This is a genomic window from Brevibacillus brevis NBRC 100599, from assembly GCF_000010165.1.
Lineage (GTDB): Bacteria > Bacillota > Bacilli > Brevibacillales > Brevibacillaceae > Brevibacillus > Brevibacillus brevis_D.
Map to the genome: position 1 here is coordinate 712,863 of NC_012491.1, position 15,208 is coordinate 728,070.

Genomic DNA, 15,208 nt, shown 5'->3' on the forward strand with positions numbered 1-15,208 from the left:
CGGTGAAGAGACGAATCCGACTCTCCTGTTTCGGTGATGGGGATGATTTTGCAAAGAGGAGGGCATTCCATGGCCCAGCAGGTGTTTTTGTTGGAAATGAACCACATTCATAAAGAATTTCCAGGGGTCAAGGCACTCGATGATGTCACGCTAAAAGTCCGGCCCGGAACAGTCCATGCACTGATGGGAGAGAATGGAGCAGGCAAATCGACTCTGATGAAGTGTCTCTTCGGAATTTATCGGCCAGATGCGGGAGAAATCGTCTTAAACAATGAGCAGGTGACGATGAGCAGCTCAAAGGACGCGCTGGCACACGGCATCTCCATGATTCATCAAGAGCTGCATCCGGTGCCCTTTCGCAATGTCATGGAAAACATATGGCTAGGACGCTTTCCGGTCAAAAGAATTGGTCCTTTTTCGTTTGTGGATGAGAAAAAAATGCTTTCGGATACGGAGAAGCTGTTTGCTGATCTAGGAATGGACCTGAATCCGCACGCTGTAGTCCGTGACTTGTCTGTATCCAAGGTACAGTCGCTTGAAATTGCGAAAGCGGTCTCCTACCGATCCAAAGTGATTATTATGGACGAACCGACGTCGTCACTGACGGGAAACGAGGTGGAGCAGCTATTTGCGATCATCCGTGAACTGAAGAGCAGAGGTGTCGCCATCATCTATATTTCACACAAGATGGAAGAAATTTTACGGATTGCGGATGACGTGACGATCATGCGCGACGGCAAGCTCATCGGTACATGGCGGGCAGCTGAGCTAACGACAGACCTGATCATCTCCAAAATGGTCGGACGGGATCTGACGCAGCGTTTCCCGAGTCGCTCCAATACACCCGGGGAACCCATTTTGAAGGTAGAGGGATTGACCTCCCCGTTTTCCCAGTCTTTTCAGCACGTGTCGTTTGAATTGCGCAAAGGCGAAATCTTAGGCGTAGGCGGTCTCGTGGGTGCACAACGAACAGAGCTGATTGAGGCATTGTTTGGACTGCGTGCAGTGTCGTCAGGAAAGGTGTCGATCAACGGTCAGGAGGTACGGATCAAATCACCGAAGGATGCGAAGAGGTACAAAATGGCGCTCTTGACGGAGGAGCGACGAGTCACCGGCATCATTCCTGTCTTATCGATTCTGGAAAATACGGTCATCGCGAATTTGGCCAGTTACCAAACACCTTTTCTGCTCCTCAATGAGCGCAAGCGTAGGGCAGATGTCAGCCGAAGCATCGAGATGCTCCGCGTCAAGACTCCCTCTATGAAAGCAATGATCAAAAACCTGTCAGGAGGCAATCAGCAAAAAGTTCTGCTAGCGCGGTGGCTTTTGACTGATCCGGATATTTTATTGCTGGACGAACCTACGCGTGGAGTCGATGTCGGCGCCAAATACGAAATCTACACCATCATCACGGAGCTGGCGAGTCAGGGAAAAGGCATCATCATGATTTCTTCGGAAATGCCGGAGTTGCTTGGCATGTCAGATCGAATCATGGTCATGTGCGAGGGGAAGCTCTCCGGTTTTTTGTCAGGGACAACGGCAACCGAAGAAGAGATCATGCGGCTAGCTACCAAGCATCTAGCATGAGAAAGGAGGGGAACAGGCATGTCTTCGTTGTCTGCTAAACAGGTGCAAGGCTTTGTGACGCAAAATGCCATCTATATCGTTCTGGTTTTGTTGATAGCTGGAATTGCGATTTACGATCCCAATTTTCTTTCCATTACAACGCTTCGGGATATTTTGATGCAATCCTCCACCCGCGCCATTATTGCCTTGGGTGCTGCGTTTGTTCTTATTACAGGCGGAACGGATCTATCTGCGGGGCGAGTGGTCGGATTGACGGCTGTCATCTCCGCCTCGATGCTGCAAACTCAAGACTATCCGCGGAGGTTTTTCCCGGATTTACCCGATTTGCCGTTGCTTATCCCCATTCTCATTGCAATCGCTGCGGGCTTGCTGGTTGGCCTGATCAACGGCATCATTGTGTCTCGTTTTAGTGTTCCTCCTTTTATCGCCACGCTGGGCATGATGGTCATTGTATACGGGTTCAACTCCATCTATTTTGACAGGGAGCCCAATCAATCTCAGCCAATAGCTGGACTGCGGAGTGACTTCAATCAGCTTGGGACGGGGTACATTGGCCCGAGTGGCCCGTATTCGATCCCGTATATCGTCATCATTGCGATCGTGGTTGCGTTCATCGTCTGGGTGATTTTCAACAAAACACGGCTGGGTAAAAACATGTACGCCATCGGAGGCAACATGCAGGCCGCCACTGTTTCCGGGATCAACGTCGCTTTCAACCTCATGATGATCTATGCTATTGCAGGTGCCCTGTATGGACTCGGTGGTGTTTTGGAGGCAGCTCGGACAGGGGGGGCGACGAACAACTACGGTAACATGTACGAGCTGGACGCTATTGCCGCCTGTGTGGTAGGGGGAGTCTCCACGTCTGGGGGAATTGGTACCGTTCCAGGTGTGCTTGCGGGTGTCCTTATTTTTGGCGTCATCAACTACGGTCTTACGTTTATTGGAGTCAGCCCGTATTGGCAGCTCATTATCAAAGGACTCATCATTGTGGCAGCCGTTGCTTTTGACATTCGTAAATACTTGGCGAAAAAGTAAAACGAGACCCCGGATCAGCTGTCAACCAAGGCAGCTTTTTCTGGGGTCTCTGATTGTTTATTTTCGCAACGGTGTGATTTTCATATACGTAAATAATCGCCATACCCACTCAAGTGGCCCCATGCGGAAGACAGACAGCCAGAGTACGCTTACTACCATTTGCACCACGTAGATACCGAGGCAGATCAGTGTCGTTTGCAGATAGCCGAGATTGCCAAACCAATCGAACACATAGCCTCCCACAAGGATTAATACGGTTTGTCCGACGTAGTTTGTCAATGCCATGCGCCCATAGCTGGTCAGCGGAGAGAGGATGGTCTGGACGGTTTTATTTTGCAGCAGCCGAATCAGGGTCGTCGTGTAAAAGGCAGCCATGACAAGACCAGTGGAGGTCAAGGCAATCGTGTAGTTCATCAACTGCTGGAGGGTTTCTTCTGACACGGTATCGTCTACAACCAGATTCGCGCCACTCATTGCCAGATCAGCTGGAGTCAGTCGGTATTGGATAAACAAGCCGATTAACGAAAGGACGAAGGTCACGCCCTGCACTTTTTTAATCACGGGCAAAAATTTCGGGATATCTTGAAAGACCCCGTATTGCCCGACAGCGAGTCCCAAAATAAATAAGGGAAGCACCAAAAGCGCTTTAAAGCCAAGAGAGCAGACAAGGATAGACAGAATAAGGCCGATGATCAGATTGGTTCGCGCCTTCAATCGATAAAAGGGCAGTAAGATGAAGCCGAAAATAGCGTAGATGAAAAGTGCTTCACCAGGGTGAAACATTTTATGCACAAAGCCAAGAGCGAGTAGTGCAATCAGACGCCGAATGAACAAAACGGTGCTATTGGCCCCTTTTTCTTTTGCTCGACTGATGAAAATATAGAAGCCTACGCCAAACAAGAAGGAGAAGATCACGAAGAAGCGAGATTCCACAAAGAAATTGAAAAACTGGAACAGCCAGTGGTCTACACTTCCTATCTCAGGTGTTTGCGCATACAGTAATGCCACGATGTTGACGAGGAGAATGCCCATTAAGGCGAAGCCCCGTACAGTATCTAATGTATCAATTCGTTGGTTCAACGTAGGTGCGTTTTCTTTCAATCCCATCACTTCCTTCTCTTGTTGTTCGTCGCCCGATCGCGCACTTCTCCTATCCTAGCTCAACCGGGGATGGAGGGACATGGCATTTGCTTACGTCTCGCTTACAAAAGTGTAAGAAGTGAGGGGGGCTCCCGTATTCGACCGCAACTTCATCTCAAATTCCTGCGTCTATTGTAATAATCAGGAAGTTGGGGTGCGCAATGAAACCAATCGCACGGGGAAAGTGGCGTCTGGCAGCGGGCATGGCCTATTTTCGGTGGAAAAGGTATGTACAATGGACATTTGGTCGAACGAGGTTCGCTCATGAGAAAAGAAGCGAATGGTTGCGCTATGTCCATTATTCTCATCAAACGATTTTGTTACGCCCATTGCAGAACGTGGAAATGTGGATGCAGCATAACAAAGTGATCAATTTGCGGCTGGCCATTGCACGACTGGACGGATTGATCATCCATCCGGGGGAAACCTTTTCGTATTGGAAGCAGATTGGTAAGCCGACCCGAAGCAAAGGCTATGTAGAGGGGATGCTGCTCTCGCAGGGACGCGTCACGGCCGGAGTTGGTGGAGGGCTTTGTCAGCTCTCGAATCTGCTGTACTGGATGACCCTGCATACACCGTTGACAGTGACGGAACGACATCGTCATAGCTTCGATGTTTTTCCTGATTCGCATCGGACACAGCCGTTCGGGAGTGGAGCGACTTGTTTCTATAACTATCTGGATTTGCAAATCGCCAACCAGACGCAACAGCCCTTTCAACTGCATGTCTACCTGACCGATACACATTTGGTAGGGGAATGGCGTTCCGACATGCCACCGACACGGACGTATGTCATTATCGAGAAAGAACATGAGATCCTTCCTTCGATTTGGGGAGGGTATGAACGGAAAAATGAATTGTATCGAGATGTCTACACGCTGGAAGGAGAACGGGTGGAGCAAGAATGGCTGACGGAGAATCGGGCTTATTTGATGTACGAGCCATTGCTACCGAAAGGATGATGTTTCCTGTTCGGGATACGAACTGGAACTCCACTGCGATCTGTGCGAAAATAGGAACATATGCTTTCGTCTAGGGAACGTGGAAAGGTGGATTTATACATATGTCTTTTGCAGATCGTATCACAGCTGGACTAAACCCCGAGCAGCGGGAAGCAGTCCTTACAACAGAAGGTCCCGTCTTGATTTTGGCCGGTGCGGGTAGCGGCAAGACTAAGGTACTGACACAGCGTATCGCATACCTGATCAGTGCCAAGCAGGTAGCGCCTTGGAGCATTTTGGCGATCACCTTCACCAACAAAGCAGCGCGGGAGATGCAAAACCGTGTGGCTGCCATTATTGGCGGAGCGGCAGCACAGGATGCATGGCTGTCGACGTTTCACTCCTTGTGTGTGCGAATTTTGCGCAGAGATATCGACCGACTCGGCATCAATCGCAGCTTTTCCATTTTGGATGCGGGTGACCAGTTGTCTGTCGTCAAGCAATGTTTAAAAGAGTTGAACATCGATCCGAAGCAGTATGAGCCGCGTTCGATTTTGGCTGCGATCAGCGGAGCGAAAAACGAGCTGACCGATCCAGAAACCTATACGCGTCTTGCGGGCGATCCATTTGCACAAGTGGCAGCAAAGGTTTACACGGCCTATCAGAAAAAGCTGAGAAACAATCAATCGCTGGACTTCGACGATCTGATCATGACGACAGTTCGTCTGTTTAAAGAAGTGCCGGAAGTATTGGAGTTTTATCAAAAGAAATTCCGCTATATACACGTTGACGAGTATCAGGATACAAACCGGGCGCAATACCTTTTGATTTCCATGCTGGCAGACAAGCACCGAAATGTTTGCTGCGTGGGGGATGCTGACCAAAGTATTTATAAATGGCGCGGTGCCGATATCTCGATCATTTTAAACTTTGAAAAAGACTATCCCGAAGCCAAGCTCATCAAGCTCGAGCAAAACTATCGCTCCACCAAAACGATTTTGCAGGCAGCGAACCAAGTCATTGCCAACAACAAGCTGCGCAAAGAAAAGAAACTCTGGACAGAGAATCCTGGCGGCGACAAGATCATGTGCTTCCAGGGTGATTCCGAGCACGACGAGGCGTACTTTATCGTCGATACGATTCGCAAGCAGATGGCCCAGTACAAGAGCTACGACAAATTCGCGATCCTGTATCGGACGAATGCCCAGTCTCGTGTGGTCGAGGAAGTTTTCATCAAATCGAACATGCCGTACACCATCGTCGGCGGAACCAAGTTCTACGATCGCAAAGAGATCAAGGACATCTTGGCTTATTTGCGTCTCATCTCCAATCCGGATGATGATATCAGCTTGCAGCGCATTATCAACGTACCGAAGCGAAATATCGGGGATACGACAGTAGACAAGCTACAAGCGTATGCGAACGCAAATGGTCAGTCCCTTTTCCAAGCGATTCAGGAGACGGCTTACATGGGGCTGCCTTCGCGCACGACGAATGCGATCCTGTCCTTTAATGATCTTATCTCGAATTTGATGCAAATGACCGATTACTTGAGTGTGACAGAACTGGTGGAAGAAGTGCTGAAGCGCTCTGGATACCGCGATTCTTTAAAAGAGGAGAAAACGCTGGAAGCACAGGCACGTCTGGAGAATATCGAGGAGTTCCTGTCTGTAACCCAGGAGTTCGAGCGCAAAAATGAAGACAAGAGCTTGCTTGCGTTCCTGACAGACCTCGCGCTGGTAGCAGACATCGATTCCTTGGGAGATGACGGTGCCCAGGAGGAAGTATCGGCAGAGGGACAGGTTGTATTAATGACCTTGCACAGCGCCAAGGGACTGGAGTTCCCTGTGGTATTTCTGGTAGGTTGCGAGGAAGGTGTCTTCCCGCATAGCCGCTCTTTGTTTGACGATGCCGAGATGGAGGAAGAACGCCGTCTGGCTTACGTGGGAATTACACGGGCAGAGGAGCGTCTGTACATGACATGTGCCCGTATGCGGACGTTGTTTGGACGGACGAATGTGAATGCGCCGTCTCGCTTCCTGCAAGAAATTCCGGCTGAGCTGTTGGAAGGAAATCCAGCGACAGCGGACCGAGGCTTCTCCGGCGGTGGACGCAGCAGTGCATTTGGACAGCGGGATGGCAGCGCATTTGGACGTGACACGGGAGCGAGACCGTTTGGAGCGCCCTCCTCACAAGCAGGCTCTGCTCCGAAATTTGGCAGTGCTCAGCGAACCCCAAGCAGCACACCAGCTACATTTACTCGTCCAGCGGGTGAAAAACTGCCTGGACATGGTCAAGGAGCAGGCGTTGATTGGAAGGTTGGCGACAGAGTGGCACATGGCAAATGGGGCAACGGTACGGTCGTCAAAGTAAAAGGAACAGGCGACGACATGGAGCTCGACATTGCTTTCCCAAGCCCGACTGGCATTAAAAAGCTTTTAGCGAAGTTCGCCCCTATTCAAAAAGGATAATGTGCAAATACAAATGCAAATACAGGCCAATCGCAAAAGTAAAGGATGAACGAAATGGATCGATTGACGGCGGAAACAAAAATTAAAGAATTAGCGAAACGAATTGAGCGGCATAATCGTCTTTACCATGAAGAGGATCGACCTGAGATTTCTGACCAGGAATACGATCAATTGATGCGGGAGCTAAGGGAGCTTGAAACCAGCTTTCCTGATTTGCAGTCACCTGATTCTCCTTCCTTGCGTGTAGGGGGAGAACCGCTGCCCTTCTTTGAAAAGGTCGTTCATAAGACACCGATGCTCAGTCTCGGCAACGCCTTTAATGAGGAGGACATCAGGGATTTTGACCGCCGGGTGCGTCAGGCCGTTGGCAGTCAGGCTGTCCGATATGTAGCTGAACTGAAAATCGATGGTTTGGCCGTGTCGCTTCATTATGAAAATGGGCTGTTCGTCCGCGGGGCTACTCGTGGAGACGGAACAACAGGCGAAGACATCACACAAAACCTGAAAACGATTCGTTCCATTCCTTTGCGGCTGACGAAGCCGTTAACCCTTGAGGTTCGCGGTGAGGCTTACATGTCCAAGGGAGCATTTGAAAAGCTGAACAAAGAGCGCGAGGAGCGTGGAGAAGCCCTATTTGCCAACCCGCGCAATTCCGCAGCAGGCTCGCTCCGTCAGCTTGATCCAAAAATTGCCGCATCCCGTCAACTCGATACGTTTATTTACGGCATTGGCGATTTGCAAGGGGAAACAGTGGAATCGCACAGTGAAGGGCTTGATTTGCTGGAGACGCTCGGCTTCATGGTGAATCAGGAGCGACGTGTATTTGACGACGTCGATGAACTGCTCGCTTTTATTGCGGGCTGGACAGAAAAGCGTCCTCATTTGCCTTATGAAATCGATGGCATGGTGATCAAGGTCGACAGTTACGCTCAGCAGGAGGAGCTTGGTTTTACTGCGAAAAGTCCGCGTTGGGCTATCGCATACAAGTTCCCTGCCGAAGAAGCGGTTACGATTCTCGAAGGGATTGAAGTATCTGTGGGGCGTACAGGGAATGTCACCCCGACTGCTTTATTGAAGCCAGTCAGCTTGGCAGGTACGACCGTGAAGCGCGCTTCCTTGCACAACGAAGACATTATTCGCGAAAAAGGCCTCCTTATCGGCGATCATGTTGTCGTCAAAAAAGCGGGGGACATTATCCCGGAAATTATCGCAGTCTTGCCAGAGCGTCGTACTGGAAATGAAGTGCCATTTGCCATGCCAACGCATTGTCCTGAATGCGGGAGTGAGCTGGTACGCTTGGAGGAAGAAGTGGCTCTGCGCTGCATTAATCCAATGTGTCCGGCCCTAATCCGTGAAGGCATGATTCATTTCGTGTCCCGTACGGCTATGAACATTGACGGCTTGGGAGAAAAGGTCGTGGCCCAGCTGTATCGCGACGGTATCATCCACAGTGTCGCTGACTTGTATTATTTGCACCAGCAGCGCGATGCTCTACTGGGCTTGGAGCGCATGGGTGAAAAATCCGTAGATAATTTGCTTGCGGCTATTGAAGCGAGCAAGGAGAACTCGCTGGAGCGCGTATTGTTCGGTCTTGGCATTCGTTTGGTCGGAGCCAAGGCGGCACGTGTTCTCGCGGAGCATTTTGGCAATATCGATACCATTATGCAGGCTTCTGAAGAAGAGATTACGCAAATCGATGAGATCGGGCCGAAAATGGCGGCGAGTCTCGTGAACTACTTCGCACAGCCGCAGGCTCAGGCAGTTATTGAGAGACTGCGAGCGGCCGGAGTAAACATGGAGTACAAAGGAATCCGCATTGAGAGTGGCGCAGACCTCCCATTCTCAGGCAAAACAATCGTTTTGACCGGTACCTTGACGCAAATGTCGCGGCAGGAGGCAGAGGAAGCGATTGCGCGCTTGGGTGGCAAGGTAACAGGCAGCGTCAGCAAAAAGACAGACCTGGTGATTGCAGGTGAAAAAGCCGGCTCCAAGCTGGAGAAGGCAGAAAAACTAGGCGTGGCTGTTATGGACGAAGCAGGCTTCCTGCAAGTATTGGAGAGCAACGCCTAAGAAAACGGTGGCGACAACGGATGAGTAAGGGAAGGGACGTGAAGAGCATGAATAGCTTCCTGAAATGGGGAATCGGTGTAGTAGCCATGCTGCAATTGGTTGGCTGTGGAAATAACAGCAGTACTGGCAGTAAAGAAATCAATGCGAATCCTCCAACAGTTACAGCTGCTGCTCTACAAGGGAACTTGACCTATCAGGACGTATTGGAACTGGGAGCAACGATTCACAATCTGATGATGACCGATGACGCTCGTCAAGTATGGGTTGGTACGAATGCTGGATTGTATAGCTCAGCTGGCGGTGGAACGTGGGGATCTCTCTCGACAGATTTAGAGCAGTATGCGATTGAAGGATGGTTTGTGGACCCGGATGATCCGAAGCGAATATTTGTCGGTGGAATTGATGGGGTTCTTCATTCAACAGATGGTGGTAAAAAGTGGACTTCAGTCAACAAGGGGTTACCAGAGCCAGCGAATATCACCAGCTTTGTGGGGAATCGCCGAGGAGACGAAGTACGTCTGTTTGCCTTTGTCTCGGGTGAAGGCATTTATCAATCGATGGACGGGGCCCAATCTTGGAGTCTGTGGCAGCCAATGGACCAGGAAGTATTTGCCATGGACTTTGATCCCGAACAAGACCGACTCTATGTAGCGGCCCAATTCAGCTTGCTCTATAATGAAGAGGGGCAGTGGAAGACAGAGGAGATTCCCGGAGCACAGCAGATCTATTCGCTCGCTATTAACAGACGAACTGGTACTCTCGCTGTCGCAACCGAAAAAGGTATCTATGAGAAAATCAAGGGCGAATGGCGTTTGCTGGATGCTCGTTCACCAGAAAAGCTGATTGTCATTGCTTCAGGTGGCGAGGATACAAAATGGGTGGGAATTGGCGAATCGGCGTTGATCTACAAGCTCGAAGACAATCGATGGGTCAAGTGGAACGAATGATTTGTACATCGCCCACCTTTGGATACGAAAAGGAGTAATCTATGAAAGTGAAGTTTTTGGCAGGATGCAGGTTCTTGACAGCTGTACTTCTTGTGATGGCATTGACTGGCTGCTCGCTGATACCTGGGGGCAAGGACAAAGCTCCTGAGCCTACTACACCGTCCTTGTCGGAGGTAGTGGAAGTATCCGAGGATTACTACGGAAGCATTACCCCGTACAAGCAAAACCAGACACGAGGAATGCTTGCTGATACGAAATATCGCGTCGATTTCAGTCACCTTGAATTAGGCTTGATGGAGTTTGCTCGGGAGACATACCCGACGTCCGATTATTATTTCCAAGAAGGTCAAGTGATAAAAAAAGAGCAAGTTACCCAGTGGATTGCACAGGAAAAGACGGCTGGGGCCAACGGGAAAAAGAAAAACGGAATTCTCGTGCACGTATTGGAGCATGATTATCTGAGCAAGAAGGATAAGAGCCTTGCTGGCATGGTGTTGGGCTTGTCGCTTTCGCCGAATTATCAGGATGCAACCGGTCAGGACAAGGTGTACACGGCACAAGAACTACAAGCAAAAGGTCAGCAGGTTGCAGCTCGTATCGTGCAGTCTGTACGTGCAACCAATCCGGAAGTTCCGATCCTGATTTTGATGTATCAAGTACCGGAAGTGAATTCTACTCTGGTGCCGGGGCACTTCATCATGTCAGGAACAGTAGGGGCGAATGAAGCAACGATATCCAAGTGGCTACCGATCGAAGAGGAATATTTCCTGTTCCCGAGTTCAGAGGTTGAACAGAAATACCCAGAGCAGTCGTTGCAGTACGACAAGCTCATGCGTCAATCGAAGGGCTATTTCCCTGAATATATCGGAATGACTGGTCTGGGACGTTTCATGGACGGCAAGCTCACTGAGATTACGATTACCGCCACTGCAGAGTATGACTCCAGAACAGAGGCATTGCAGTTTACGCAATTTGCAGCAGGAAGCATCAATCAGCTCTTCGACAAAAGCGTTCACGTCAACCTGTATGTACAGTCGATGAACAAACCATTGTCGATCTACATTCGACCGACAAGTGGAGAGCCGTATATGCATATTTACAGACAATAAGGAAAAGCATAAAACACCCGAATGATCTCCTGAGAAGGTGAGGAGGTCGGGTGTTTTTTTGTACACAAAAAATAACGGATTGAACAAATGTGTGAAATGTTGAACGGTGTGTGCACAAAAGTGTTCGAGATACTTCTTGAATCTTGTCGGTGATTTTTCTGCAAAAATGCAAACACTAATAGAGTCGAGCCATAAATGGTTTTGTTGGTATGATCCTTGCATATGTTTTATGAGTGATCCGAACATGGAAGATATCGATAAGGAGGCGTCACAAGATGCAAGTGGAATTCAAAAACGAGGCGTTTACCAATTTTAGTCTGCCAGAAAATAAAAAGGCATTTGAAGAAGCTCTCGCTAAGGTAGAAAGTGAGCTTGGCCTTGAGTATCCGCTTATCATCGGCGGAGAACGCATCACAACTGAAAAGAAATCCAACTCCTTCAACCCTTCTAATAAAGAACAAGTAGTGGGCGTTGTTTCCCAGGCTGATCAAGCACTGGCTGAGAAAGCGATCCAAACAGCTGCTAGCACTTTCGAAACATGGAAAAAGGTGCCTGCACAAGCACGTTCCCGCTATCTGTATAAAGCAGCAGCAATCATGCGTCGCCGTAAGCATGAGTTCTCTGCTTGGCTCGTAAAAGAAGCAGGAAAAAGCTGGGCAGAGGCTGACGCTGACACAGCAGAAGCAATCGACTTCATGGAATACTATGGCCGTCAAATGGATAAGCTGTCCCAGCGCCATGATCTGCCTCGTATCCCTGATGAAGACAACGAATTGTACTACGTTCCACTCGGTGTAGGTATCGTTATCCCGCCTTGGAACTTCCCTCTTGCGATCATGGTTGGTATGACGACAGCAGCTCTCGTAGCGGGTAACACTGTCGTATTGAAGCCTGCTTCTACCACTCCAGTAATCGCTGCGAAATTCATGGAGATTCTCGAAGACGCTGGCGTACCAGCAGGTGTTGTAAACTTCGTACCAGGTTCCGGTAGCCAAATCGGAGATTATCTCGTAGAGCACAACCTGACTCGTTTCATCAGCTTCACAGGTTCCCGTGACGTAGGTCTGCGTATCAATGAACTGGCTGCGAAACATCGTCCAGGTCAAAAATGGATGAAGCGTCTGGTTGCTGAAATGGGCGGTAAAGACTCCATCGTTGTTGATAACGACTGCGATATCGAGTTGGCTGCACAGTCCATCGTGGCTTCTGCATTCGGTTTCTCCGGTCAAAAATGTTCCGCTTGCTCCCGTGCTATCGTTCACCAAGACGTGTACGACCAAGTACTGGGCCGCGTAGTAGAGCTGACCAAACAACTGACTGTGGGTGACATCAGAACCAACGATTTCTACACAGGTCCTGTGGTTGACGAGAAAGCATACAACAAAATCCTCGAGTACATCGAGATTGGTAAAACAGAAGGCAAACTGGTTGCAGGTGGCGAAAAAGGTCCAGAATCCGGCTACTTCATCATGCCAACTGTATTTGCAGATGTAGATCCACAAGCTCGCATCATGCAAGAAGAGATCTTTGGCCCAGTGGTAGCATTCTGCAAAGCTAACGATTTCGATCATGCAATGGAAATTGCGAACAACACTGAGTACGGCTTGACTGGCGCTGTCATCAGCCGCAACCGTGAGAACCTGGAGCGCGCTCGCGAAGAGTTCCACGTAGGTAACCTGTACTTCAACCGCAAGTGCACAGGCGCTTTGGTAGGTGTACATCCATTCGGAGGCTTCAACATGTCCGGTACAGATTCCAAAGCGGGTGGACCAGACTACCTCCTGCTCTTCACACAAGCAAAAATGGTTTCCGAAAAACTGTAAGCTACACAATAAAAAAAGCTGCCTCCTTTACAGGGGCGGCTTTTTTGTTCCTATTTTGTCCACACTAAAGACAAAATGATGGGCAAAGCAGGTGAGGGTAGCTGTTTACTTATATCGTGTCAGGACTCTCCTCGTTTTTTGTTGTGTATTTGTTGATGCCGGCAGCAAATTGGCTGGCTTGGAAAACAAAGCTGCTGGATATGCCAAAGGGGAGAAAGGGACATAGCAGGCCGATCCCATTATCTGGTGGTTTGGCGATGTTTGTCGGTCTCTTGTTGGTGTCAACTTTTTTTGCAGGGGCGCAAAAAACCGTTGCAGTTTTGGCAGTTGGAGGGGCCGTGTTGGTGGCCATTGGATGGATAGACGACACGTACAAGTCGCAGAAAAAAGAATTTCCGGCACTGCCGAAACTAATGGTGCAGTTACTGGTAGCAATGATGACATTCCTCATGGATATTCGCTTTCGGGGAATCAATTTGATGTGGCTGGGGGGAGAGGAAGGGACGTACATTTCATTTCCAATCCTTGTTTCCCTGTTGATGACCGTGCTGTGGATCGTCGGCTTGATCAATATGGTGAATTTTTTGGATGGAGTCGACGGGCTTGCTGCCGGTGCTACCGCGATCTCAGCGGTGACCTTGTTCTTTTTGTCGATGCTCAAAGGTCAAGAATTAACAGCATTATTGGCAGTTGCACTGGCAGGTGCTGCACTCGCTTTTCTACGCTTCAATTTCTATCCGGCGAAAATTTTTATGGGTGATGCGGGATCGATGTTTTTGGGATTCGCTCTCGGCGTGATCTCGTTGGAAGGAACAATGAAAGGGGCTACGATCATTTCATTAGTCGTGACTGTCCTGGCAGTAGGCTTGCCCGTCGTAGACACCGTGCAGGTCATCATCAGTAGGCTTTTGGCAGGCTCCCCCATGTACCAAGCGGATCGCCGACATGTTCATCATCGGCTCATGTCCCGGGGGTTGTCAACGAAGCAGACGGTCATCATTTTGTATATGGTGAGCTTGCTGTTCTCCGTCTTGGCAGTGTTTTTGTTTTACAGTCAATAATCAAATGGGGTCAAAGAAAAAGAAACGATTACGGCCTGTCTTTTTAGCCTGATAAAGTGCTTTGTCTGCATTGCTCAACAGCTGTTCAGCTTCGCTTGCAGATGCCGGATAGAGGGCAATGCCTATGCTTGTCGAAAACGGTATGGTCCGGTCCTCAATCATCCAAGGCTCTTGCGTCGCCAGCAGGATACGATTTGCAATTTTTTCAACCTGACGTTCAGAGTGAATGCCGGTCAGGACGATGACAAACTCGTCTCCACCCAGCCGTGCGACGATATCGCCATCTCGAACAGATGACTTGAGGCGTGTAGCGAGCATTTGCAAAAACAGATCTCCTGTGTCGTGACCCCATGTATCGTTGATTTCTTTAAAGCGGTCACAGTCCAAATAGAGGGCAGCGACCATCTCCTCTTTTGATTGGGCAGCACGTAGAGCTTGCTGGAGCTTTTCGGAGAGGAGGCGCCTGTTCGGCAATCCCGTAAGCACATCATGATACGCCATATAGGCCAGCTGTGACTCCAGGTTTGTGCGCTCAGTAACATCGCGGGTAATGGAAAAGACATGCGTGCATACACCATTGCTATCGTAGACAGGAGAAAGAATGGATTCGCCAATGATGTCACCATTTGCAGTAAAATGGATCGGACTCCCGCTTTTTACAGCTTGTGTGTACATGTGCTGTAATAAGCTGGCTTTTTCATGAGGATACACGTCGTCAAACGTTTTTCCGTATGCTTCCTCGCTCAATAGGGCGACGTGCATAGCGGATGGATTCATCAAAACATAGCGAAACAGATACTCCCCGTCCGCATCTTGTTCGACAGCCATGAGAAAGAACATGTCCGACATATGGTCGAATAGACTGGTTAGGATATCACCATGCTGACTGATAAGTGTAGTAATATCGAATTTCTTCACCATAACCGATATCTCCTGATAAGTGGCTTCTTAAAATGATTATAGTATAGCAAGACTGCCGAAGAAAATGATGAACCTCTGGTAATAGTGCGGGGTTTACTGG

The 15,208-nt window shown here is 49.3% G+C and carries 11 protein-coding genes; 9 read left to right on the top strand and 2 right to left on the bottom strand.

What is annotated here, in order from left to right:
- Window positions 1-69 precede the first annotated feature (69 nt).
- Window positions 70-1,587 carry a sugar ABC transporter ATP-binding protein gene (locus tag BBR47_RS03780; RefSeq protein WP_012684422.1) on the top strand — a complete coding sequence of 506 codons (1,518 nt, stop codon included), beginning with the start codon at window positions 70-72 and terminating at the stop codon, window positions 1,585-1,587.
- An 18-nt stretch (window positions 1,588-1,605) separates the two neighbouring features.
- Complete coding sequence (gene mglC, locus BBR47_RS03785; protein WP_012684423.1) at window positions 1,606-2,625, top strand: galactose/methyl galactoside ABC transporter permease MglC; 1,020 nt, start codon at window positions 1,606-1,608, stop codon at window positions 2,623-2,625.
- A gap of 57 nt (window positions 2,626-2,682) precedes the next feature.
- On the opposite strand, the gene BBR47_RS03790 is transcribed toward mglC, so the two are convergent.
- Window positions 2,683-3,732 carry a DUF418 domain-containing protein gene (locus tag BBR47_RS03790; RefSeq protein WP_012684424.1) on the bottom strand — a complete coding sequence of 350 codons (1,050 nt, stop codon included), beginning with the start codon at window positions 3,730-3,732 and terminating at the stop codon, window positions 2,683-2,685.
- 194 nt (window positions 3,733-3,926) lie between these two features.
- Between BBR47_RS03790 and BBR47_RS03795 the strand changes: the two genes are divergently transcribed.
- The 7 genes from BBR47_RS03795 (at window position 3,927) to BBR47_RS03825 (ending at window position 14,187) form a co-directional block, all read left to right on the top strand.
- Window positions 3,927-4,727 carry a VanW family protein gene (locus tag BBR47_RS03795; RefSeq protein WP_012684425.1) on the top strand — a complete coding sequence of 267 codons (801 nt, stop codon included), beginning with the start codon at window positions 3,927-3,929 and terminating at the stop codon, window positions 4,725-4,727.
- A 101-nt stretch (window positions 4,728-4,828) separates the two neighbouring features.
- Complete coding sequence (gene pcrA, locus BBR47_RS03800) at window positions 4,829-7,177, top strand: DNA helicase PcrA (protein WP_012684426.1); 2,349 nt, start codon at window positions 4,829-4,831, stop codon at window positions 7,175-7,177.
- A gap of 54 nt (window positions 7,178-7,231) precedes the next feature.
- Entirely contained in the window at window positions 7,232-9,247 is a 2,016-nt protein-coding gene (ligA, locus tag BBR47_RS03805) for an NAD-dependent DNA ligase LigA (protein WP_012684427.1), read from the top strand.
- A 20-nt stretch (window positions 9,248-9,267) separates the two neighbouring features.
- Window positions 9,268-10,194 (top strand): WD40/YVTN/BNR-like repeat-containing protein, encoded by a 927-nt coding sequence (locus tag BBR47_RS03810; protein ID WP_041749234.1) that lies wholly within the window; start codon window positions 9,268-9,270, stop codon window positions 10,192-10,194.
- Window positions 10,195-10,235: 41 nt separating this feature from the next.
- Window positions 10,236-11,303 carry a CamS family sex pheromone protein gene (locus BBR47_RS03815; protein WP_012684429.1) on the top strand — a complete coding sequence of 356 codons (1,068 nt, stop codon included), beginning with the start codon at window positions 10,236-10,238 and terminating at the stop codon, window positions 11,301-11,303.
- A 275-nt stretch (window positions 11,304-11,578) separates the two neighbouring features.
- Window positions 11,579-13,126, top strand: a complete 1,548-nt coding sequence (gene pruA / locus BBR47_RS03820) for an L-glutamate gamma-semialdehyde dehydrogenase (protein ID WP_012684430.1) — start codon at window positions 11,579-11,581, stop codon at window positions 13,124-13,126.
- A 155-nt stretch (window positions 13,127-13,281) separates the two neighbouring features.
- Window positions 13,282-14,187, top strand: coding sequence for an MraY family glycosyltransferase (locus tag BBR47_RS03825; RefSeq protein ID WP_231850552.1), 906 nt, complete (start codon window positions 13,282-13,284; stop codon window positions 14,185-14,187).
- Here BBR47_RS03825 and BBR47_RS03830 read toward each other — a convergent pair whose 3' ends face one another.
- Window positions 14,188-15,108: a diguanylate cyclase domain-containing protein gene (locus BBR47_RS03830; RefSeq protein ID WP_012684432.1), complete on the bottom strand. Its 921-nt coding sequence runs from the start codon at window positions 15,106-15,108 to the stop codon at window positions 14,188-14,190.
- Window positions 15,109-15,208 lie beyond the last annotated feature (100 nt).

Coding starts and splice junctions, on each gene's coding strand:
- mglC (WP_012684423.1), top strand. CDS start 1,606: ATGTCTTCGTTGTCTGCTAAACAGGTGCAAGGCTTTGTGACGCAAAAT.
- BBR47_RS03780 (WP_012684422.1), top strand. CDS start 70: ATGGCCCAGCAGGTGTTTTTGTTGGAAATGAACCACATTCATAAAGAA.
- BBR47_RS03830 (WP_012684432.1), bottom strand. CDS start 15,108: ATGGTGAAGAAATTCGATATTACTACACTTATCAGTCAGCATGGTGAT.
- pruA (WP_012684430.1), top strand. CDS start 11,579: ATGCAAGTGGAATTCAAAAACGAGGCGTTTACCAATTTTAGTCTGCCA.
- BBR47_RS03795 (WP_012684425.1), top strand. CDS start 3,927: ATGAAACCAATCGCACGGGGAAAGTGGCGTCTGGCAGCGGGCATGGCC.
- BBR47_RS03810 (WP_041749234.1), top strand. CDS start 9,268: ATGAGTAAGGGAAGGGACGTGAAGAGCATGAATAGCTTCCTGAAATGG.
- BBR47_RS03790 (WP_012684424.1), bottom strand. CDS start 3,732: ATGGGATTGAAAGAAAACGCACCTACGTTGAACCAACGAATTGATACA.
- pcrA (WP_012684426.1), top strand. CDS start 4,829: ATGTCTTTTGCAGATCGTATCACAGCTGGACTAAACCCCGAGCAGCGG.
- ligA (WP_012684427.1), top strand. CDS start 7,232: ATGGATCGATTGACGGCGGAAACAAAAATTAAAGAATTAGCGAAACGA.
- BBR47_RS03825 (WP_231850552.1), top strand. CDS start 13,282: ATGCCGGCAGCAAATTGGCTGGCTTGGAAAACAAAGCTGCTGGATATG.
- BBR47_RS03815 (WP_012684429.1), top strand. CDS start 10,236: ATGAAAGTGAAGTTTTTGGCAGGATGCAGGTTCTTGACAGCTGTACTT.